Origin of the sequence: Planococcus sp. 107-1 (assembly GCF_021513255.1) — a bacterium.
Lineage (GTDB): Bacteria > Bacillota > Bacilli > Bacillales_A > Planococcaceae > Planococcus.
Map to the genome: position 1 here is coordinate 2,789,599 of NZ_CP090977.1, position 19,852 is coordinate 2,809,450.

18 protein-coding genes and 1 pseudogene are annotated in these 19,852 nt (G+C 44.1%); 9 read left to right on the top strand and 10 right to left on the bottom strand.

Going from position 1 to position 19,852, the window contains the following annotated elements; all coding sequences use genetic code 11:
* Positions 1–169 precede the first annotated feature (169 nt).
* Positions 170–1,120 (top strand): nuclease-related domain-containing protein, encoded by a 951-nt coding sequence (locus tag L0M13_RS14420; protein ID WP_235197154.1) that lies wholly within the window; start codon positions 170–172, stop codon positions 1,118–1,120.
* A gap of 169 nt (positions 1,121–1,289) precedes the next feature.
* Here the strand turns inward: L0M13_RS14420 and L0M13_RS14425 are convergent, their stop codons facing one another.
* Both L0M13_RS14425 and L0M13_RS14430 read right to left on the bottom strand, forming a co-directional pair.
* Positions 1,290–1,853, bottom strand: coding sequence for an NADPH-dependent FMN reductase (locus L0M13_RS14425; RefSeq protein ID WP_052650609.1), 564 nt, complete (start codon positions 1,851–1,853; stop codon positions 1,290–1,292).
* Between the two features lie 105 nt (positions 1,854–1,958).
* Positions 1,959–3,821 (bottom strand): cation:proton antiporter, encoded by a 1,863-nt coding sequence (locus L0M13_RS14430; protein ID WP_235197155.1) that lies wholly within the window; start codon positions 3,819–3,821, stop codon positions 1,959–1,961.
* 151 nt (positions 3,822–3,972) lie between these two features.
* Here L0M13_RS14430 and L0M13_RS14435 point away from each other — a divergent pair, with 151 nt between their 5' ends.
* The gene (locus L0M13_RS14435; RefSeq protein ID WP_052650608.1) at positions 3,973–4,155 is read left to right on the top strand and encodes an SE1832 family protein; all 183 of its coding nucleotides are present in this window, start codon (positions 3,973–3,975) and stop codon (positions 4,153–4,155) included.
* On the opposite strand, the gene L0M13_RS14440 is transcribed toward L0M13_RS14435, so the two are convergent.
* Positions 4,152–4,406: a hypothetical protein gene (locus L0M13_RS14440; RefSeq protein WP_235197156.1), complete on the bottom strand. Its 255-nt coding sequence runs from the start codon at positions 4,404–4,406 to the stop codon at positions 4,152–4,154. The two genes, L0M13_RS14435 and L0M13_RS14440, sit on opposite strands and share 4 nt — an antisense overlap.
* 87 nt (positions 4,407–4,493) lie before the next feature.
* On the opposite strand from L0M13_RS14440, the pseudogene abc-f reads away from it, so the two are divergent.
* A pseudogene (gene abc-f / locus L0M13_RS14445) lies at positions 4,494–6,060 on the top strand (ribosomal protection-like ABC-F family protein).
* 81 nt (positions 6,061–6,141) lie between these two features.
* Here the strand turns inward: abc-f and L0M13_RS14450 are convergent.
* The 4 genes from L0M13_RS14450 to L0M13_RS14465 all read right to left on the bottom strand — a co-directional run bounded on the left by L0M13_RS14450 (position 6,142) and on the right by L0M13_RS14465 (position 10,970).
* Positions 6,142–7,602 carry a phospholipase D family protein gene (locus tag L0M13_RS14450; protein WP_235197157.1) on the bottom strand — a complete coding sequence of 487 codons (1,461 nt, stop codon included), beginning with the start codon at positions 7,600–7,602 and terminating at the stop codon, positions 6,142–6,144.
* A gap of 113 nt (positions 7,603–7,715) precedes the next feature.
* The gene (locus tag L0M13_RS14455; RefSeq protein ID WP_052650605.1) at positions 7,716–8,252 is read right to left on the bottom strand and encodes an RNA polymerase sigma factor; all 537 of its coding nucleotides are present in this window, start codon (positions 8,250–8,252) and stop codon (positions 7,716–7,718) included.
* Between the two features lie 251 nt (positions 8,253–8,503).
* The gene (locus L0M13_RS14460; RefSeq protein WP_235197158.1) at positions 8,504–9,562 is read right to left on the bottom strand and encodes a YkvI family membrane protein; all 1,059 of its coding nucleotides are present in this window, start codon (positions 9,560–9,562) and stop codon (positions 8,504–8,506) included.
* 187 nt (positions 9,563–9,749) lie between these two features.
* The gene (locus L0M13_RS14465) at positions 9,750–10,970 is read right to left on the bottom strand and encodes a CNNM domain-containing protein (protein WP_235197159.1); all 1,221 of its coding nucleotides are present in this window, start codon (positions 10,968–10,970) and stop codon (positions 9,750–9,752) included.
* Positions 10,971–11,142: 172 nt separating this feature from the next.
* On the opposite strand from L0M13_RS14465, the gene L0M13_RS14470 reads away from it, so the two are divergent.
* The 4 genes from L0M13_RS14470 (at position 11,143) to L0M13_RS14485 (ending at position 15,360) form a co-directional block, all read left to right on the top strand.
* A complete protein-coding gene (locus L0M13_RS14470; protein WP_397443491.1) occupies positions 11,143–12,516 on the top strand; it encodes a dipeptidase in 1,374 nt (457 codons plus the stop codon).
* Between the two features lie 136 nt (positions 12,517–12,652).
* On the top strand, positions 12,653–13,219 hold the full coding sequence (locus tag L0M13_RS14475) for a glycerol-3-phosphate acyltransferase (protein WP_235197160.1): 567 nt from the start codon (positions 12,653–12,655) through the stop codon (positions 13,217–13,219).
* 137 nt (positions 13,220–13,356) lie between these two features.
* Positions 13,357–14,214, top strand: coding sequence for a DegV family protein (locus L0M13_RS14480; protein WP_235197161.1), 858 nt, complete (start codon positions 13,357–13,359; stop codon positions 14,212–14,214).
* A 126-nt stretch (positions 14,215–14,340) separates the two neighbouring features.
* On the top strand, positions 14,341–15,360 hold the full coding sequence (locus L0M13_RS14485) for a DUF2804 domain-containing protein (RefSeq protein ID WP_235197162.1): 1,020 nt from the start codon (positions 14,341–14,343) through the stop codon (positions 15,358–15,360).
* Between the two features lie 69 nt (positions 15,361–15,429).
* Here the strand turns inward: L0M13_RS14485 and L0M13_RS14490 are convergent, their stop codons facing one another.
* Positions 15,430–16,143 (bottom strand): glycerophosphodiester phosphodiesterase, encoded by a 714-nt coding sequence (locus L0M13_RS14490; RefSeq protein ID WP_235197163.1) that lies wholly within the window; start codon positions 16,141–16,143, stop codon positions 15,430–15,432.
* A 29-nt stretch (positions 16,144–16,172) separates the two neighbouring features.
* Positions 16,173–17,027, bottom strand: coding sequence for a tryptophan 2,3-dioxygenase (gene kynA / locus L0M13_RS14495; protein WP_235197164.1), 855 nt, complete (start codon positions 17,025–17,027; stop codon positions 16,173–16,175).
* 130 nt (positions 17,028–17,157) lie between these two features.
* Between kynA and L0M13_RS14500 the strand changes: the two genes are divergently transcribed.
* A complete protein-coding gene (locus tag L0M13_RS14500) occupies positions 17,158–17,664 on the top strand; it encodes a YusW family protein (protein WP_235197165.1) in 507 nt (168 codons plus the stop codon).
* 80 nt (positions 17,665–17,744) lie between these two features.
* Here L0M13_RS14500 and L0M13_RS14505 read toward each other — a convergent pair whose 3' ends face one another.
* On the bottom strand, positions 17,745–18,590 hold the full coding sequence (locus tag L0M13_RS14505) for a GNAT family N-acetyltransferase (RefSeq protein WP_235197166.1): 846 nt from the start codon (positions 18,588–18,590) through the stop codon (positions 17,745–17,747).
* Between the two features lie 195 nt (positions 18,591–18,785).
* Between L0M13_RS14505 and L0M13_RS14510 the strand changes: the two genes are divergently transcribed.
* Positions 18,786–19,835, top strand: coding sequence for an acyltransferase family protein (locus tag L0M13_RS14510; RefSeq protein ID WP_235197167.1), 1,050 nt, complete (start codon positions 18,786–18,788; stop codon positions 19,833–19,835).
* Positions 19,836–19,852 lie beyond the last annotated feature (17 nt).

A 19,852-nucleotide genomic window follows, 5' to 3' on the forward strand; every position in this document is an offset into this window, starting at 1 on the left:
ATAACACCTTCCGGATTTGCCGGCTTTTGGGGGGGTTGGGTGTGGTACGGAAAGTATTTTAGGCTGCAAAGAAAGTAAATCCTTATACTGGAAATAAATTCTTAGAGCCGCTTGCTCTTCTACCGTCCGTAGTCTATATTCAGATTAATAAAATAAAGGAGATGATGGTTTGATTTTAAAACATCGAAAAGAACCGCCTGACATTTTTCAGCTGCAAAGTTTACTGAAAAGAACTCCATTTACCTACAGCCAATTCCCCCATTGGACTGAACAGCTCCGACGAATCACTGCCGGTTTCCACGGCGAGCAGCGAATCGATTCCCTCTGGCACGAAATTGAGTTGCCTTTCCCCCACTTTTTTATCCATGATTTATTTATTCAAAAGCCGAATTCTTCCCATCAACTGGATACCATTTTGGTGACAAGCCGGTTCATACTGATTTTAGAGATCAAGAGCATTTCTGGGCTGCTCAATTTCGATTTGCAAACACGCCAATTTTCCCGGACCAATAAAGACGGCAGCATCGACGGCATGCGAAATCCGGATGACCAGCTGCGGCGCCACGAAAAATGGATGCAACGGTTTTTGGCTGATCAGCAATTCGAGCTTCCTGTAATCGGAGCAATTGTATTCACTTATCCTTCTTCGGTTATCCAATCGAAAGCCGGCAAGCGGATTATGATCCACTCTTCCGGATTGCTTTATTTAATGGAACAATTGTTTTTAAAATATCCTGAAGACATTTTGACTGGAAGGAAAACAAAGCAACTCGCTTTGAAATTGGCTGGCCTCCATTCACTGCAGCCTCTCGAGTTGCCGGCCTTGCCGGCGTGTTTCATGAAGGGAGTGCTTTGCCCTGTGTGTCCGGGCTTATGCTTAACTTACCACCGTGGAAAATGGCGATGCAGTAAATGTGTTCATGTAGATTCCTTGGCTCATTTGGATGCTTTATCACAATATCGTGCACTGGTCAAAGCAACAATTACCAGTTCGGAATTCCGGGAGTTTACTGGAATTTCTTCTCGTTCCGTTGCTTCTAAAATGTTGGTTCATGCGAAAATGCCCTACACGGGTTCATTTAAGGACCGGAATTATATAATTCCGGAAGCTTTTCTGTGAATGGATAGTATTTCTTCCAGTTTCGACAGTATTTAAATTATATGGACAGTATTTTGCCCAATTCGGACAGTGTTACTTCGATTTGGACAGTAAGCTGTTTTATTACTGTAAATAAAATCTAAAATTTTATCAAAACAAAAAACCTCCCACGGGAGGTTTTTTCTGCTCATTACGGATTATCGATCGTTTCTTTCGAAAGGTTCTTGCTCATTTCGGCATATTCCACGAAAACACGGGCCAGCTCACGCAAGCGGTCGTGAACGTCTTCATTGATGATGGTATTGGTTTCATCAAAATGGCTCGTATGCGTGTAGACGTAGTTCGGCGTAACGAGGCAGCGGAAATAATCAAGAATCGGCTTCAGCTGATTTTCAATAACCAAGTGATGCTGATACGTTCCACCGTTTGCGACGATCGAAACCGGCTTGTAGCGCATCGTCCGCGGATGCAGCATATCGAATGTGTTTTTCAGAACACCGGGAATCGAGCCTTGGAAAATCGGCGTCGCAATGATGTAGCCGTCCGCATTTTCGAAGCGATGAACGATTTCCTGCATGTCTTTATTGTATTCGCCGAGCGGCCGGCCATCGACGAACTGGTGCTCATATTCGGCCAGGTTCAAAATCACCAATTCCATTTCCGGATTGAAATCTTGGATATATGTTTTCACCTGTTCTAAAATGGCTCCTGTTTTTCTCCCGATAATGGTGCCGTCCACTAATAAAATCTTCATAAGAAAATCCTCCTTGAATGCATATCTGCCGAGCAGCTTTGTTATCTTCATCATAGCAAAGACCGTTTCGTTATACGCATCGATAAATCTTACGAAATCCGAATTTCATTCTTTAGACTGAGTTTCGCTTTTTAAGCGATTGGTTTCCAGCTTTCCTTGAATCCGATTTTCCTGGTGCGCAGGCGGTGAAAAGCTGACAATCGTGTCGCCGATTTTCGCTTCCATCTTGTTTTCATCCGTAAAGAATTCAATTTTCCCTTGCGCCCGTTCGATAAAGAGAGGAATTGTCCCTTCGACCGACTTCTTCTGGAAATCCGTGTAGGTATATTGCTCCGTCAATTGTGTTTTACGCATCGCGTAGCCTTCATCTATTTTCGCTTCGAGTGCATGGATATTCCACTCGGAGCCGAATAAAGTACGGCCACTGAGCGATGAATGTAAATCAGCAGGATTGCCGATGTGGATCGCCGTCTGGTATAAATTCACGCGCCCTAACTCCGGCACGAAATTATTCACCACCAACGAGTTATAGGAATCGGTATCCGTCGCGACAATCATTGTTTCATAAGGCGTCAAGTCGAGTTCATATTCCGTATGCTCGGATAAAATTTCCCCCACAAAATTCGGAATGCCCAATTGGCGAGCAAGCTGCAAACTGCCCCACGCCGGATCCATTATCAAAACGTTTTTATTGAGCGTGCGCAGAATTTCCGCGAGCCTGATATTAAAGCGGCTGCTGCCGACAATTAAAATCCCCGGTTCATCAGACGAGGCAAGGCCCAGTTTCTTTCCTAGCCAGCTGATGCTGAACCCATGCGCCACTACCGTTGAAAACACCAAGGCAAAAGTCAACGCCGTCAAAAGTTCTGCGTCTTCGAATCCCGCTTCAAGCAAAGTGCTGGCAAAATATCCGGATACCGTCAATGCGACGATTCCGCGCGGCGCAATCCAGCCGATCAAAGTTTTTTCCTGGTTGGTCAGGTCGGTGCCGATTGTCGAAAGCCAAATCGATAACGGACGAACCACAAATAGCATGGCCAGCACAAAGGCGATGATTTGCCAATTCAAAATCTTGAGAAGCACTTCCAGACTTAATGAGGCGGTCAACATGACAAATATGCTTGAAATCAATAAAACAGAGATATTTTCTTTAAAATGGCGCATTTCATTGATCGACGTAATGTTCATATTCGCCATCATGATCCCCATTGCCGTAACAGCAAGCAATCCCGTTTCGTGCATCACCATATCTGATACGGCAAACACCAGCAGCACCACGGCAAAGACCATCGGCGATTTCAAGAATTCTGGCACTTGCCCTTTCTCGAACATGCGCCCCATTCCCCATCCCGCGAGTAAACCGAGCAAGACAGCGAAGAGCGCCGCCAAGAAGAACAAACCAAATGCCGCAGCCGATTCTTCGCCCATCGCAAACAGTACAAATTGGAAAGCGAACAAAGCAAGCAACGCCCCAAACGGATCGACGACGATGCCTTCCCATTTCAGGATTGCAGCTGGCCGCGCTTTTAATTTTGCCTGGCGCAGCATGGGCAAAATCACAGTGGGTCCCGTTACGATGAACAAGCCGCCGATTACAAAAGAAACCGCGATCGACAAGCCTGCCAAGTAATGAGCTGCCAGCGATCCCGCAATCCAGGCGATAAACGCTCCGAGCGTGACGATCCGCAGGACCGGTTTGCTAAACGTTTTTATTTCTTTGAAGTTTAAATTCAGGCTCCCCTCAAATAAAATAATGGCCACAGCCAATGAAATGATCGGGTTGAATAAATCACCGAAACTTTCCGCTGGCGAAATGATGCCGAAAAACGGCCCTACGATCAAGCCGGCAATGGACATCATCACAATCGCCGGAAGCTGCAATCGCCACGCAATCCACTGCGACAGAACGCCAAGGAAAAGAATCAGCATGAGATCGAATAATAAAGAATCGATGATAGGTACCTCCATGTCTGTAATTTAGGGCTGATTCTATTTTTAAGCCAACTATTTGACCATTATAGAGGGTTTTCCCTCAGATTGAAAAGCGAGAACCGAGCCACCAGGGATTTAATAATATGGAATTTATGCTATAATAGAAAAAAATCTAAGGGTGAATCGTATGAACAAACAAGAAATCGAGTTTGAGATTGCTGATTTGAAAAGCGATTATGTCCGCCACCAAGGGGATATTGAAAAATTAGAGACCACTGGCCATGCTCGGATGGTCGAGCAAGCAGAAGAACGATTGGAAAAAATGGAACAGCGACTTGCGGAATTAAACAAAAAACTCGCGGAACTCTAGCCCGCGAATTTTTTTTTGGCGTTTCGCTCCAGTCTGTTTGATTTTTCATGGCCTTTATCTTTTTCTTTTGTCCAGTTCCAGCGCCTAGCCCCTCGAGGTCGCTTCAGCCCAATCGCCAATGGCAAAATACGCCATTTTCGATTGAGCTTCCAGCGCTTGTCGGGGCTGAACTTGCTGTCTAGCTGCAGCAGCCAGATTCTCGGGACATAAGCCACTTCGGCTGTGCGGTTGGAAATACACCGCTTCGCCAAATCGTCTTACGCCCTTCGAATCTAAACGGCTGCTTCCGCTTTTCTATGGCGCTTATACTTTTCTTAAATAATGGAGGAATACAATAAATGAGTTTATTAACAGTAGAGAATTTAAGCCACACTTTCGGTGACCGCACGCTTTTCAATGATGTGTCGTTCCGTTTAGTGGAAGGCGAACATGTTGGCCTTGTCGGCGCAAACGGCGTCGGCAAATCGACTTTGATGAATATTTTAACAGGAAAGATCATGTACGATTCCGGCCGCGTTGAATGGCAGCCGAAAACGCATTACGGTTATTTGGATCAGCACACACAATTGACGCCTGGACGCACCATCCGTGAAACTTTGCAGGACGCGTTCTTGCCTCTTTATGAAAAAGAAGCGGAATTGAACAATATCGCCATGCAAATGGGCGAAGCAGATCCCGATCGCTTGGAAGAATTACTAGAAGAAATGGCGGAGGTCCAAGATGCCTTGGACGCTGGCGATTTCTATACGCTTGATGTGAAAATCGAGGAGATTGCACGCGGCTTGGCCTGGATGCCATCGGCCTTGAACGTCCGGTTGAAGCTCTTTCCGGCGGCCAGCGCACGAAATTGCTGCTTGCGAAACTATTGCTTGAAAAACCGAAAGTCCTATTGCTCGATGAGCCGACCAACTATTTGGATGAAGAGCATATTCAGTGGCTCGTCAATTACTTGAAGAATTACTCCGCATGCGTTCTTGTTGATTTCGCATGATACCGAGTTTATGAGCAGTGTCACGGGCGTCATTTTCCATTTGGAATTCTCGCGCCTGTCCCGCTTATACCGCTACGTATGAAAAATTCATTGAGCTTGCGGAACTAGCGAAAAAGCAGCATCTGGATGCGTATGAAAGACAAGCAGACATGATCAAGAAAACCGAAACTTTTATCGCGAAAAACAAAGCCCGTGCGTCAACTACCGGCCGTGCTAAATCCCGTCAAAAGCAATTGGACCGGATGGACCGGATTGAAAAACCTGAAATTGCAGCAAAACCGCAATTTTCGTTTAAAGAAACACGGAGCCCGAGCCGTTATGTCGTAGAAGCCGAAGCTTTGACGATCGGCTACGACAAGCCGCTTCTTCCGCCGCTTACCTTCATGATCGAACGCGGAGAAAAAATCGCGCTTGTCGGCATGAACGGCGTCGGTAAATCGACGCTGCTAAAAACGATGCTTGGCAAGATCAAACCGCTCGACGGCAATGTGCTGCGCGGAGAATATTTGACGCCTAGCTATTTTGAGCAGGAAGTCAAAGCGCCTACGCATACGCCGCTGGATGAAATCTGGGCAGCGTATCCAAGTTTGGATCAAGGCCAAGTCCGTGGAGCCCTTGCGCGCACCGGTTTGAAAAACGAACACATTTCCAGATCGATGACGCAACTAAGCGGTGGCGAACAAGCCAAAGTCCGTCTATGCAAATTGATGATGGAAGAAAGCAATTGGCTGATTTTCGATGAGCCGACGAATCACTTGGACATCGATGCCAAAGCCGAATTGAAACGTGCGATGCAAGCTTATAAAGGCACGATCGTACTGGTCAGCCACGAACCTGAATTCTACGAAGGACTTGCAACCAAAGTCTGGAACGTCGAAGAATGGGTCAATGCTGGAAAGCAATCGACTTTATAATAAATCCGGCTCGCAAATTAAAAATCATTTCTTTTAAAGACTAAAAAAGGCTTTTCGCAGATAAATGCGAAAAGCCTTTTTTTAATAGGTCGTCAGCTTGAACAACTTCTGGAATCCATAAATGCCGCGCTGCAGGAATGAAAAAGTATCTTGGTACTCCTCGGTATCCAACGTATAAAGCGCATCTTCATTTTCCCAAAGACGATCAAAATAAGTATTCATATTGTCCGTCAGCTCACTGTCATTCGGTGCAATGATGCGGATATTGTTTTCCAGATTGTAATTATCGAGAGCCCGCTCTGTGTAGTTGGCGGCCCCGCCGGAAATAATTGTTTCTTCCGCCGTTTCAATCATGATGGTTTTTGTATGGAACTGGCCAATCACGGTATTGTACCAGCGGACCTGTACTTGATCATCAGACTCTTCGAGCATTTCATTGACTACGGGACGGTTTGGCAGCCCCGTTTTCTCATTGCCGAATGCGTTCTGGTTCGGGTCCAAGATCAATTGGACTTCCACTCCCCGGTTCGCTGCTTCAGTCAGCGCTTCTACAATATCACTTTCTGCCACATAGAACATCGCTAATCGGATGCGGTCGCCTTTTTTCGCTTTTTCAAAATCTTGGAGCAGCGCATCTAAAATTTTTCCTTCAGTTACATATTGAATTTGGTATTCTCCCTGCTGCTCTTCTGCTTCCACTCTTGGAAGTTCAGGGCCACCTGACATTTTCGATGCTGCCTCTTCTGATTCCAATATGTCATTCAAAATAGGGCCGCTGACCTTGAATGCCATATTGCCATGGAAGCCGCTCGCATTATGGGGATTAGCAGAACTGATTAATGCTTCTTTTTCCGTAATGATCGCTTTCCGGTGATTGGCTTTGATGTTCATCATCTTCAAATAAGAAGCCAATTTCAGATCCGGTGCATCGCTTGACATGCCATTTGGCAACCAGCCTTTACCGTCCGTATCAAACCATTGGAAAAACGCACGGTAGAATCCGGAATACAACGGAGTTGAATCGCGCAGCTTATCGAGATCCGTCACAACCACCTCTACTCCTGCCTCTTCCAAAGCATCCAGCAATTCGCTGTCATAAGATCCATATCCTTGATTCAGCGGGTCCGTAATAAAATAAATCGGCATCTCGGGAAATGCTTCTTTTTTCTTCAGGAGATGTTCGGTCAAACTATCGGCCACTTCCGGGAAGTCCGTATTTTGATCGTTATAATTATCGAATAGGAAAAAGTCCAAAACGATGAATTCTTCTGCACGGTCAATCATTCCATTGATTTCATCAAAAATCCTTAATTCGTGTTCCATCCCGGTTCCTTTTTTATCTTGCGCATAAGAAAGATCATAAAACATCTCCACTTGTTCCACTTCATGCAATTCACTTGTATAGGAAACACCTGGAGGCAGTGGTTTGTATGTATGCCAAATAATGATGCCAATGTAGACCAACGCGAGAACGCCTGCGGTGGCATAGACGATTCTTCGGCGCTTGCTCCAATTTCTTGCTCTTCTCTTCACTCGATTCATCTCCTCTGGTCTTATTATAGCAATAAGAACAGAAAAGGAATTTATTAATTAATTGTAAAAAAAAGCCAACCGAATAAATCGACTGGCTTCTAAATTCTTAAGCTAATTCAGCCTTAAGCTGTTTGTACGTATTCCCGTGTGCGTGCATCTTCTAAAAGCATATCTTTCAGGCGCTGTTTGCCTCGGAACAAACGTGATTTCACCGTTCCGATTGAAACTTTCATCGCTTCAGCTATTTCGATCAATGACAATTGGTGAACATAGAAATACACAATCGTTGTCCGGTAAATGGCATCCAGCTCAGAAATCTTGCTGCGGATCATTACCGATACATCTTGCTGCTCCAGAAGTTCAGGTGCTCCCGCTTCATCTGTGGGAATCAAATCCAATAAAGACACGTCAAGCCCTTCCGGCTGCTGCTGGATGTGTTTGCTGCGTCGGACATTCTTGCGGTAACGATCACGGAAAGTATTCATGCAAATCGTAGTCAGCCAAGCTTTTACGTGATCGACTTCTTGAATTGATGATTCATAGCGCACGACCTTCAACCAAACCTCTTGCATCAAATCCTCTGCTTCCGCTTTGTTGCGCGTCAGTTTTAAACACAAGTGGTAAATGTAGCGATTGTACTCTATATATAAACTTTCCATGATAATTGCCCCCATCCGATTTTTTCTTAATGCGGTCCGTTCGAACCGTTCCGGTTTTCTTGTTACCCTTATTGTGCCTCAAGCCAAGCTTTCACTCTATCGCTCTCACTTTCATTTCACTTACAAAATTGTAATATTACCGAAATAAAAACAGAAGAAATTGCCAGGCTTGGATAAATCCATAAGAAAGTTTGCGGATAACAGCAAAAAGCACTGCCGAAGCAGCGCTTTTCATTCATGCGATTTTTCATTCATTCTTTTGCAGGCTTTCCAACCTTTCGGAAGTCAGCCACAATCAATGCGCCTACCAGTAATAGGCCAAGGTATCCGATGGCTGGATAAAGCCAGTTTACCAATTGGGTGAAGCCGGCGAAGCTGAGCCCAAAAGCTACTATGCCCGACACGATCACAAAAACTCTAAACTTTTTTGTGCCGATTGGTGTAAAGCGCGCAGAAAACGAGAGCAATAAGCTGACAGCCGTGTTGTAGATCATACTGAAAATCACGATAGCCATAACGATGCCGAGTACGGGTGAAATATTATCTGCCAGTCTTAGCATCGGCAAATCAGCTGTTCCTACAACATCAACTTTTGAAAAAATCGCAAAATAACTCAATAAAATTAACACGCCGAAAACAATCCCGCCGATCATGCCGCCGCGCGCTGCAATTTTTTCGTTTTTCTCTGCGCCTCCGAGCACAAGCGCCATGGCAGTGGTTAATGCAATAGCTAGCGAAACGTAATTAATCGCCGCTATCAGCCAATTGGGGCCAGCGGACAATTGCTCGTTAGCGATAGGATCCAACTCTCCAAAGCTGATGTCCATCGTGGCTAAGCTATAAATCGCAATCCCAACCACCATGACGATTAACAAAGGCGTGATGCTTCCAATGATTGTGATCACTTTTTTCACGTTAAGCATAATGGTCAGTATAACAAGCAGAGTAATAGTCACCCTGCCAACCACCGGGGAAAGCCCGAATTGCTGTGAAAAAATGGACCCCGCGCCTGCTATCATGACGACCAAAATGCCGAATAAGGTAATGATTAATGTATAATCGATAATTCGCCCAATTACCTTTCCGCCAATATGGAAGACCGCTTCTTCATGGGATTCTGTTTGGAGCCGGCTTCCAAGCCCCGTCAGCACTTTCCCTAAATAACCAAAAAGAATGGCAGATAAGACTACTCCTGCGAGCCCCCAGTAGCCGAAGCTCGTAAAATACTGCAAAATTTCCTGGCCGGATGCAAAACCTGCTCCAACAATGATTCCGATAAATGCACTCGCTATTTTTAAACTGCGTCTCATCACATTCTCCTTTCAAAAACCGCTTACCTGATTTTTTATTGTGCATAATTTCCTATATATTCATTACTACCTTTTCAGCGGCTAATGTAAACTGGCTATTTTTAACACCAATGAGGATAGAAGTTTCCGATGGCCGTATAAATCTTCTCTCATTAAACAAAAAAAGCTTTGTCCGGAGACAAAGCTTTTAAGCAAATACTTCTTCTGTTGCATTTTGTTTTGTGATTGTTAACCGCATGATCCGATTGCGATCCATTTCATTGATTTTCACATGAAGGTTTTCATAAGAAAATTCTTCGCCTTCATCCGGCACATGGCCTAGTTGCTGCATGACAAAGCCCGCGATGGTATCGTGGTCATCCGGCACTTCGACTTCGAACATTTCATTGACGTCTTCAATTTCCAAGCGGCCATGGCAAATCAATTGCGTATCCGTGATTTCAAAAACAAGTTCATCGTCTTCATCATCGGTTTCGTCTTCGATATCCTGGCCAATCATTTCTTCAATAATATCTTCATGGGTTACAATTCCCAATGTCCCGCCGTATTCATCCAAGATAACCGCCATATGTTTTTTCTTCGCAAGCATCATCTTGAACACTTTTTCAACGCTTACAGATTGAACCACAAATAGCGGGTTATCATCCATTAAATCTTGAAGCGTTAAATTGGGATCCATTGACCACTCAATCAGTTTCTTCGAATAAAACAAGCCAACTACGTTATCCATGCTTTCTTCATAGACAGGATAACGGGTGTATGAAGAATCCAAGATCAGATCACGGACTTCTTCATAAGTTGAATCGATTGAAATGCCTACCGTATCGGTACGGTGAGTAGACATTACATCTGAAACGTCTTTGTTCGGGAAATCGAGAATCCCTTTAATCCGTTCAGACTCTCCTTCTTCGAAAGTCCCTTCAGTAGACGCAATGTCTACCATTGAACGCAATTCCTCTTTGGTTAAAGTAGCTTCCTTAACTGTCCCTTTGGAGATGATGCGGATAAAGATATTTGTGAATTGCGAAATCAGCCAAGTTAACGGGCGAAGGACCGCCACTAAAATCGAGATGATCGGCGCTACGATATAGGCCATTTTATCGGCAAAAGTTGCCGCGATGGTTTTCGGCAAAACTTCTCCGAATAAAATCAATACCACTGTCAGAATAGCCGTAGCTATCCCCACTTCCCATCCGCGTGTGATGGCAATAGTCGTCACTAAAGTCGGCAGCATGATATTGGCTATATTATTTCCGATTAAAATCGTTGTAATCATTCGGTCCGGCTTCGCTATCAATTTTTGCAGCCTTTGCGATTTTTCATCGCCCTGCTCTGCGCGAAGATGGACCTTCATCCTATTTACTGCTGTTAAAGCCGTTTCGCTTCCCGATAAGAAAAACGACATCATTAAAAAAATCCTAATGCGATAAACAAATTTAGTTCCTCCAGTGTTTTAAACACAGATTTTACGAGCTCTTTCCGTATCCATAATTATACCATAGCGATTTTCCAAATGTCGAAAACCATATCTCGTATGTTATAATTTTCCCATAATAAAAATAGAAGGATTGAGGGATATTATGAATGCACAAGTGATTGACCAATATTTCAAAGACCATCGTGAAGAACATTTAGAAGAATTGAAAGCATTTTTGCGCATCCCTTCCATTTCATCACTGTCTGAGCACAAAGAAGACATCCGCAAAGGCGCTGAATGGCTGAAAGAGGCCATGCTGAAAGCCGGACTTGAAAATGCTGAAGTTTTTGAAACAGAAGGACATCCGGTCGTATATGCGGACTGGCTCCATGCAGAGGGCAAACCGACAGTGCTTGTCTACGGCCATTACGATGTCCAGCCTGTCGATCCGCTTAACCTGTGGGAATCCGCTCCATTCGACCCGCAAATCCGTGACAACAAACTTTTTGCACGCGGTGCCAGCGACGATAAAGGACAGACTTTTATGCATGTCAAAGCAGTCGAAGCATTGCTTCAATTGGACGGTGAGCTTCCAGTCAACATCAAATTCATCGTTGAAGGCGAAGAGGAAGTCGGCAGCCCGAACTTGCCGCTCTATGTTGAACAAAACAAAGAGCAGCTAAAAGCTGATGTCATCGTGATTTCAGATACAGGCATGCAAGGGCCTGGGCGTCCAGCTGTATGCTACGGCCTGCGCGGATTAGCCGGCATCCAAATTGATGTCAAAGGTCCAAAAGGAGATTTGCATTCCGGCTTATATGGCGGCGCTGTCCAAAACCCGCTGCACGCCGTGGTGGAAATCCTGCAATCTTTCCGTGATAAAGAAGGCGTCATTCAAGTCGAAGGATTTTACGAAGACGTCTTGCCGGTATCGGATGAAGAACGTGCCGAATTTGCTTCGCTTGAATTTGATTTGGAACATGAGAAAAAAGAAATTGGCATCACGGAAGATTTTGGCGAAAAAGGCTATTCCTTTGTCGAACGTACTTGGATTCGCCCGACTTTGGAGATCAACGGCATCACTGGCGGTTTTTCCGGTGAAGGCATCAAGACCGTATTGCCAGCAGAAGCCAGTGCGAAAATCACGTGCCGTTTAGTGCCGAACCAAGATCCTGATGACATTGTCGCGAAATTGCGCGCACACATCGATGCAAATAAACCAGCGGGTGTCACTGTTGAAATCACGGATTTTGATAAAGGGAAACCTTTCTTGACACCATTTGACCACCCTGCGATCCAAGCGGCTGGCCGTTCGTATGAAAAGATCTACCAAGTGCCGACTGCCTTTACACGAATGGGCGGTTCCGTGCCGATCGTCGCAGTTTTCGACGAAGTTCTTGAGCTTCCTGTCGTGTTGATGGGCTTCGGCCTCGCTTCGGAAAACTTCCATGCGCCAAACGAACATTTCCATTTGGAGAATTTCGATAAGGGCCTCCGTGTTATTAGCGATTACCTTTTCGAAGCTGCCAAATTATAAGACGCTGAGCCCCTGCTTTATTTCCTTAAAGCAGGGGCTTTTTTTGCCTTCATATTAAGTAGAATCCATTACTTCCTTCCTTCTAGAGCATAAGCTGTATAAAATAGAAGAAAAGACGGCATTCGGGAGGAAACTCATGATTTTGTATTGGATGGCAGCGTACCTTATTGGAAATTTTTTAACCGCCTGGTGGATCGGCAAATGGAAAGGCGTTGATCTTCAACAGCATCGAAGCGGCAATTTAGGTGCGCGAAATGCTGGCGCAGTCATTGGAAAAACGGCATTTTTGCTGACTTTTATCGGCGACGCCTTAAAAGCCGCAGCTGTTATTTGGCTTGGCTATTATCTGGAATATGCTCAATGGGTTATTGGTGTCGGAGGGCTATTGGTCATTTGCGGCCACCTATTTCCTTTTTGGCTAAAAGGAAAAGGCGGGAAAGGAATTGCTTCTTTTATCGGAGCTTCACTTTATTTCACACCGGAGCTATTCGCCATTATGTTTGTTGTTTTTCTCTTATTTTTCCCATTCGTTAAAAGTGCTACCTTAACCATGCTATTTGCCATGGCCGCATACATCATCGGGATTTTTATTGTTGGTGAAATGCTCGACTGGTGGCCGATGGCTGCAGCGATTTTTCTCATTTTGGCAAAGCATCGGAACGACATTGCCGAATCATTCCACCAACGCTTTTCAAAAGCTTAAAAGTTATTCTGTAAAGAGTTATTTTCTTTCGTATTCCCATCCCGTTACCTTGTCTTCCGGTTTTCTCTATGAGGAAAATATTATTCGTGTTATAGTTTAATTATTCAAAATTATTAAATGACAGGATGAGTAAACTTATGAAAAAACCAATTGCTTGGATCATGGACACTACGGGCTATGTAACCGACGAATTCAAGTCCCATCCGGATGTGTATATCGTTCCTTTGAATATCCACTTTGACGCTGAAGAATACATTGACGATGGAATCGATTTATCCAATACCGAACTTTATGAAAAAATTAAAAGTGCCAAAGAATTCCCTAAAACTTCACAGCCCTCGGCCGGAAAATTTGCAGAGCTATATGAAAAATTGAACGAACAATATGAATGTGCCATTGCCGTCCACGCATCCGCCAAAATGAGCGGCACCATCGCCTCTTCCACAGCTGGAGCTGAAATGACCGGTTTCAAGGTTTATGCAGTGGATTCTCTTGCCCTCTCTTATGGATTAAGCGGATTGATTGAACGCGGAATGCTTCTTGAACAGCAAGGCAAAACAGCTGAAGAAATCGCGCATCGCTTGGAGCAGGAAGCACACGACTTCCGCAACTATATCTTGATCGGCAACCTTTCCCAGCTTTACAAAGGTGGACGGATGAGCGGAGCCCAGTATTATTTGGGCAGTTTGCTGAAAGTAAAGCCAATCGTCCAGATCAGTGCAGAAGGTGAATTGCAGCCGATTGATAAAGTGCGGTCGCATAAAAAAGCTGTTCAATATTTAATCGACCATGCCAATCAGGACCATCAGGAATATGGCATCGAACGTTTTCAAATCATGCATGCCAATGTACACAGTGAAGCTGAAAGTTTAAAGCAGGAGCTGCTGAAAATTGCTCCGCAGGCAGAAATTTTGATCGGAAACTTAAGCTCTTCTTTAGCGGTCCATGCCGGTGAAGGTACCATTGCTTTAATGTGGAGAAAGAACGTCATCTGATTTATTCTCCATCTGAACATGATTCCAGTCCTTATTTGAAAATTTGCTTTTCTAAACCGGTCATATCGGCTATTTGATAACTCGTCTGATACAATAGATAGTAGAATGATGAGTGAGGTGGATTTAATGCAACATGTTGAACGGGAACTTACGGAAAATGTAATGCTTTGTGATGCAAAAGGCCAATTAAATCCTGGAGCGATTGGATACGCGCGCCAGCCGCTTGTCATCAGCAATTTGCGCGGCAATTTTATGCGGAAAAAGAAATGGAATTATTGGTGCGTTTTTGGAGAAGACATTATGTTCTCTGCCACTATCAGCCATCTTGATTATGCAACTGTCTGCTTTGTCTATTTTTTAAATTATGAAACCCAGCGATTCTTTGAAAAAACCGTGGTGGTGCCTTTTACCCGCCAACTTAAACTATCCAATGAAGTATTGGATACGAGCCATTTCCGCCATGAGGAAATGGCTATCAACTTTGAATACAAGGAAAACCAGACCCTCCTCAACGTCCGGATTAAAGACTTTGACGGAGAGCCGCTTCAAGCATCCCTGGTTATCCAGCATCCTGAATCGTATGAATCATTGAACGTGGTCATTCCATGGAACCGCCAAACTTTTCAATTCACCGGCAAGCACCATTCCCTCCCAACTTCGGGCGAAGTAAAAATCGGCAGCCAACGCTTTGAGTTCGAACCGGAAGAGAGCTTCGCTGTCCTTGATTATGGACGAGGCGTGTGGCCGCGTGAATCTTCATGGAATTGGGCGATGGCTTCCCAGCGTTCACTTGGAAGATCGATCGGCTTGAATTTCGGCGGAAAATGGACGGATGGAACCGGCATGACGGAAAATGCATTTTTCATCAACGGCAAAATGATTAAAATCCACGAAGATGTTATTTTTCATTACAATAAAGAGAATTACAAAGAACCGTGGCTCATCCACACCAAATTCTCAGACGATGTAAAGCTGACTTTCACACCTTTTTTTGAACGGGTCTCAAAAACAGATGTGCGCGTGATTAAATCGGAAGTTCATCAGCTTTTCGGCTATTATAACGGTTATGTCCGCTATCCTGACGGCAAAAAAGTCAAAATTCTTCAAATGCTCGGGGCCATTGAAGAGCATTATGCTAAATGGTGAAAAAGCAGGAATAATTAAAAGCTCTAATTCATTTTTCATAAATAAAAGAGGCGCTGCTCAGCGCCTCTTTTATTTGAATTCGTTTAACATGCGTTCCGGATAATCGGTGAAAATCCCATGGACGCCTATTTTCCGTAGCTCCGATGCATATTCCACGCTGTTTACTGTATAGACATAGACAATCGCGCCTTTACGCAAAGCATCTGTCGCCATTCTCCGGAATGCGGAAGGCAAAGACAAATGGATGCGTGTCGTGCCGATCACGCGCGCATAATCGTAAACATCTACAAAGATCTGAGACGTTAAAATGGCAGATTCTATGTCGGTATCGCGGCATACTTTTTGAATGTCTTCGTGATTGAAAGAAGAAATGACAATCCGTTCGCCCATTCCAAACTTTTCAGCGCTTTCGATGACTTTATTGACCAAGGAATCATAAGGGAAAATATCCGATTTGATTTCGATATTAATACGATGAGATGTGTTTTCAAAAACGCTTAATACTTCCTCAAGAGTCGGGATGCGTTCACCTCTCCAATTATCCGAAAACCACGATCCACAATCAAATTCCTTTAATTCCGATAATTTCATGTCTTTTACATAACCTTTGCCGTCTGTGGTGCGATTGATCTTTTCATCGTGAATGACGACAATCTCCCCATCTTTCGTAAGATGGACATCAATTTCCACCCCGGCAATCGGCAATTCGGCCGCTGCTTTAAAAGCAGCCAATGTATTTTCGGGATGCGTCCCCGAGCAGCCTCTATGTGCATATATCTTCATCTTTTGTTCTCTCTCCCCTGCTTAATCACTTATATATCTGAACGCAGTTCCCAAAGTTCAGGGAAAAAGTATTGGTCCAGCACTTTCTTCAAATAATGCACGCCAGAAGACCCGCCTGTCCCTTGCTTAAAGCCGATGATCCGTTCTACAGTTTTCATATGGCGGAACCGCCATTGCTGAAGGGAATCTTCGATATCCACCAGTTTTTCCGCAAGCTGATAGAGTTCCCAGTGCTTATCTACATCCCGATAAACGGTCTTCCATGCAGCTTTAACACTGTCGTTTGGTTCGTAAACGGTCGTGACATCCCGGCTTAAGATGGCTTCATCGATTTTAAAACCGCTTCTCGCCAATTTTTGGATAGCGGCATCATATAATCCAGGCTTTTGAAAAGCTTCAGTTAATGTAGTGGATAGAGCTGCATCTTTTTCATAGATTTTAAGTACATGTTTTGTTTTATACCCTAATGCAAATTCAATTAACCGGTATTGGTAGGATTGAAATCCGCTGGCATTGCCTAAGTCGTCGCGGAACTCCATATATTCAGCGGGAGTCATTGTTGCCAATACGTCCCAGGCCTGGATAATCTGAGTTTGAATTTTGGAAACCCGGGCCATCTGCTTGAACGCAGGCTGCAGATCGTCTTCATCGATATTTCGGATGGCGGCATGCAATTCATGCAAGATGAGTTTCATCCACAATTCAGATACTTGGTGGATGATAATAAAGAGGGATTCATCATGATGTCCACTAACCCCTTCCTGCGCATCCAATAGTTTATCCAAATGCAAATACTCCCCATAAGTCATGCTTTCCTTGAAATCGGTGCGTATGTTCTTTTCAGCTGCAGCAGCTACATTTTGACCATTTGTATACTTATCCATTGTAAAACTCCGTTCTAGCTCTTCTTCTACTAGGCTCGTCTTTTGATTTAGCTATTCTAAAATAACGATTAAAAAGCTAAAAACCGGGAATACATAGTTATAACGAATGACAATCGAAAGGATGACTTTCATGATTTCAACCAAAAAACCTTTATTGACTGCCTTGATGCTATCTTCTGCCATGGTTTTGGCTGCATGCGGAGATTCAGATGAAGTGACTGAACCCGTAGCCCCTGAACAGGAAACCCAGGAATCTGAAAATACAAGCGATGCAAGCCCAAGCGGCGGCATTGAAGGAGAAAATATTGGCGGCGGAACATTCGGCTTTACTGAATTCAGCGTAGACGCGGATTACCCTGAACTTGATGATGCAGTTGACATCAGCTATGAAGAAGACAAGGACAAAGTCGAAGCGGAATACAGCAACCGCTTCTCTGAACAGAATTTATCGGGTAATGATGCAATGGACGAATTGGAACCTGCTTTCCAGCAATTAGAGATTACAAAAGATTCCACTGATGACGAAGCGATCCAGCAAGTCGTCGAAGCATTCGGTCTAGAAGACGGCTATACATCAATGGAAGTCGAAGTCCGCTTTGAAGATGGCACTGAAAAAGAATTCAGAGCCCAAAACTAATAAGTAAGATTGGTTTTCAAAATAGCCGCTTGCTATTGCAGGCGGTTTTTACATTGCCTGAATTCCGCTCTTCTTTTCCGTTACGCTTTTCGTTTTGTCCAATACGCAATTGTCTGGACAGGTTCAAATTGTGATTTCCGATAAATCTGCAATGCGTCATTGGCCGTTTCTACGTCCAGCATAATTTGCTCCATCCCTTGTATATGGGCCATGTAGCGGCTCCATAAGAGAAAAGCTTTGCCGTATCCCTTGCCTTGCTGAGCTGGGTCGACAGCGAAAGCAGTCAGCCATAAAGCGCCATCTTCTTGCACGAGTGTAGCAGTAGCGACAAGTTCCCCGTCTTTTTTCATCACCCAAATTTCCCGGCCCTCTTCGGCTTGATTAAAAGCGATTACTGGCAAGATATCAGAATCGAAAGCGGATACGAGCAGGGTTTCCAGCTCTTCGATTCGGCCATCAAAAGGAAGAATTGAAAGTCCCTCCGGCAAAGCGATTTCTTTTAACGAGTCGGCAGCCATCTGGATTTCTTTAAAATCAGGACCATACCCTAAGCTTTGCAGAAATTTCTCTGCGTCTGGATTTTCGATAAAAGCAGCCAGTGCTCCTTCTGCCTGCCGCTGTTCATGTCCATGATGAATGCCGTCAGCAAGTGCTGAACCGATCGACATTCTGCGATATTCAGGATGCACAAATACAGACCATTCATAATGATGGAGGTTGACAATATCCGTAGAAGTCGCAAAACCGATAAGCTGCCCCTCTTCTGTATAAGCCAAAACAGCAAAGCCTCGGATATTCGGTTGATTCCAAGAAGCTTCTTGAAGAACTGTGCTGTAGCTCCCTCCGAATTCTGTCAGCAAATGCTTCATATCTTGGATTGTGCAGGAATCCAACGGAAATGATTCGATTGATAGTGAAATATTCATTTCCCACCATCCTTCCTTTAACTTTTTAATAAATATTGCTAATTTTTTACATAACATATTATGATGACATTCTTTAGTTTATGGTATCACATGATCACAGAATTTAACGAACTTTTACCGTTGTGTAACATTGGTTTAAATCGCCTTTTCTTCGGCTATACTAGTCTGGTTAGCAAAATTCCGGAGGTAGGCAAAATGGCTAAAGCACGTTTAACTTGGGTAGATACAGCAAAAGGTTTTTTAATGATCCTCGTTGTTGTAGGACATTATTCTGGTCCGACCATGACTGATTTTCCATTTATTAAATACATATATTGGTTCCACATGCCCGCATTTTTTATTTTGAGCGGATTATTCTTTAAACCAATAACTGAAAACAGTAAATTGAAACCGGCAATCCATAAAAGATTGATGCAATTGATGGTCCCTTACTTATTCTTTTTGCTTCTTCTTACATCCATAAAATATGGAATGGCGATTGGAGAAGGCACCTTTACAGCGGCATTCTTAAAGCAGGATCTGATTGAACTGGCCGTCGGCGGTCGTTTTCTACGCGGAGAGCATGGCGTCTTCTGGTTTATCACCGTGATGTTCGCTACTCATATACTATTCTTATGGATTACGCGCATGAAGCGCCTGTTCCAATTCATGATTCTCGCAGCATGTTATGCAGTAGCTGAAATTGAAGGGGCCTTTGCAATGGGTCTAGCTGGCGAACCCGATATCGCCTCTATGCAAATTCCGATGATTTGGAATCTGGATGTCGTCTTGATGGCGGTCGTTTACTTTGCCATCGGCTATTATTTCAAGAAATTCTGGATGAATATCCCTACATTTGCACTTGCTGCCGCTGCAGCTGTCGCCTTTATGGCATTCCGTGCTGATGAAATGGGGTGGATCGATTATCATTTGAGCATGAAATTTCTCCGCTATGACCATGCTGTTCTGGATTTAGTCATTCCATTGGCGTTTACTGCCGTCATCATCGGCTTTTTTCAAAAAGTCACACCGATTATTCGGATGCCTTGGTTTGAAAGAATTGAAGCGCATTCGATTTCGATTATGTACTTGCATATCTTCATCGGCTTTATGGTAGAAGATTTCTTGCCATACAATGTCTTTACGTATTCTTTCTTCGGATTGATGGTTCCGATTGTGTTGTCCATCCTTATTCCCAAAACCATCCCACTTGGAGAAATCCTGATCGGCCGTTTCAAACCGCGATCCGCCATCCAAACTCATTAAAAAAGGGTTGTCCCAAA

What these genes read in the sequence shown, in the direction of transcription:
- L0M13_RS14460 (WP_235197158.1), bottom strand. Translation starts at nt 9,562, where the DNA reads ATGAGACGCAGTTTAAAAATAGCGAGTGCATTTATCGGAATCATTGTT.
- L0M13_RS14470 (WP_397443491.1), top strand. Translation starts at nt 11,143, where the DNA reads ATGAATGCACAAGTGATTGACCAATATTTCAAAGACCATCGTGAAGAA.
- L0M13_RS14430 (WP_235197155.1), bottom strand. Translation starts at nt 3,821, where the DNA reads ATGGAGGTACCTATCATCGATTCTTTATTATTCGATCTCATGCTGATT.
- L0M13_RS14500 (WP_235197165.1), top strand. Translation starts at nt 17,158, where the DNA reads ATGATTTCAACCAAAAAACCTTTATTGACTGCCTTGATGCTATCTTCT.
- L0M13_RS14455 (WP_052650605.1), bottom strand. Translation starts at nt 8,252, where the DNA reads ATGGAAAGTTTATATATAGAGTACAATCGCTACATTTACCACTTGTGT.
- L0M13_RS14465 (WP_235197159.1), bottom strand. Translation starts at nt 10,970, where the DNA reads ATGATGTCGTTTTTCTTATCGGGAAGCGAAACGGCTTTAACAGCAGTA.
- L0M13_RS14490 (WP_235197163.1), bottom strand. Translation starts at nt 16,143, where the DNA reads ATGAAGATATATGCACATAGAGGCTGCTCGGGGACGCATCCCGAAAAT.
- L0M13_RS14450 (WP_235197157.1), bottom strand. Translation starts at nt 7,602, where the DNA reads ATGAATCGAGTGAAGAGAAGAGCAAGAAATTGGAGCAAGCGCCGAAGA.
- L0M13_RS14475 (WP_235197160.1), top strand. Translation starts at nt 12,653, where the DNA reads ATGATTTTGTATTGGATGGCAGCGTACCTTATTGGAAATTTTTTAACC.
- L0M13_RS14505 (WP_235197166.1), bottom strand. Translation starts at nt 18,590, where the DNA reads ATGAATATTTCACTATCAATCGAATCATTTCCGTTGGATTCCTGCACA.
- kynA (WP_235197164.1), bottom strand. Translation starts at nt 17,027, where the DNA reads ATGGATAAGTATACAAATGGTCAAAATGTAGCTGCTGCAGCTGAAAAG.
- L0M13_RS14510 (WP_235197167.1), top strand. Translation starts at nt 18,786, where the DNA reads ATGGCTAAAGCACGTTTAACTTGGGTAGATACAGCAAAAGGTTTTTTA.
- L0M13_RS14435 (WP_052650608.1), top strand. Translation starts at nt 3,973, where the DNA reads ATGAACAAACAAGAAATCGAGTTTGAGATTGCTGATTTGAAAAGCGAT.
- L0M13_RS14480 (WP_235197161.1), top strand. Translation starts at nt 13,357, where the DNA reads ATGAAAAAACCAATTGCTTGGATCATGGACACTACGGGCTATGTAACC.
- L0M13_RS14485 (WP_235197162.1), top strand. Translation starts at nt 14,341, where the DNA reads ATGCAACATGTTGAACGGGAACTTACGGAAAATGTAATGCTTTGTGAT.
- L0M13_RS14425 (WP_052650609.1), bottom strand. Translation starts at nt 1,853, where the DNA reads ATGAAGATTTTATTAGTGGACGGCACCATTATCGGGAGAAAAACAGGA.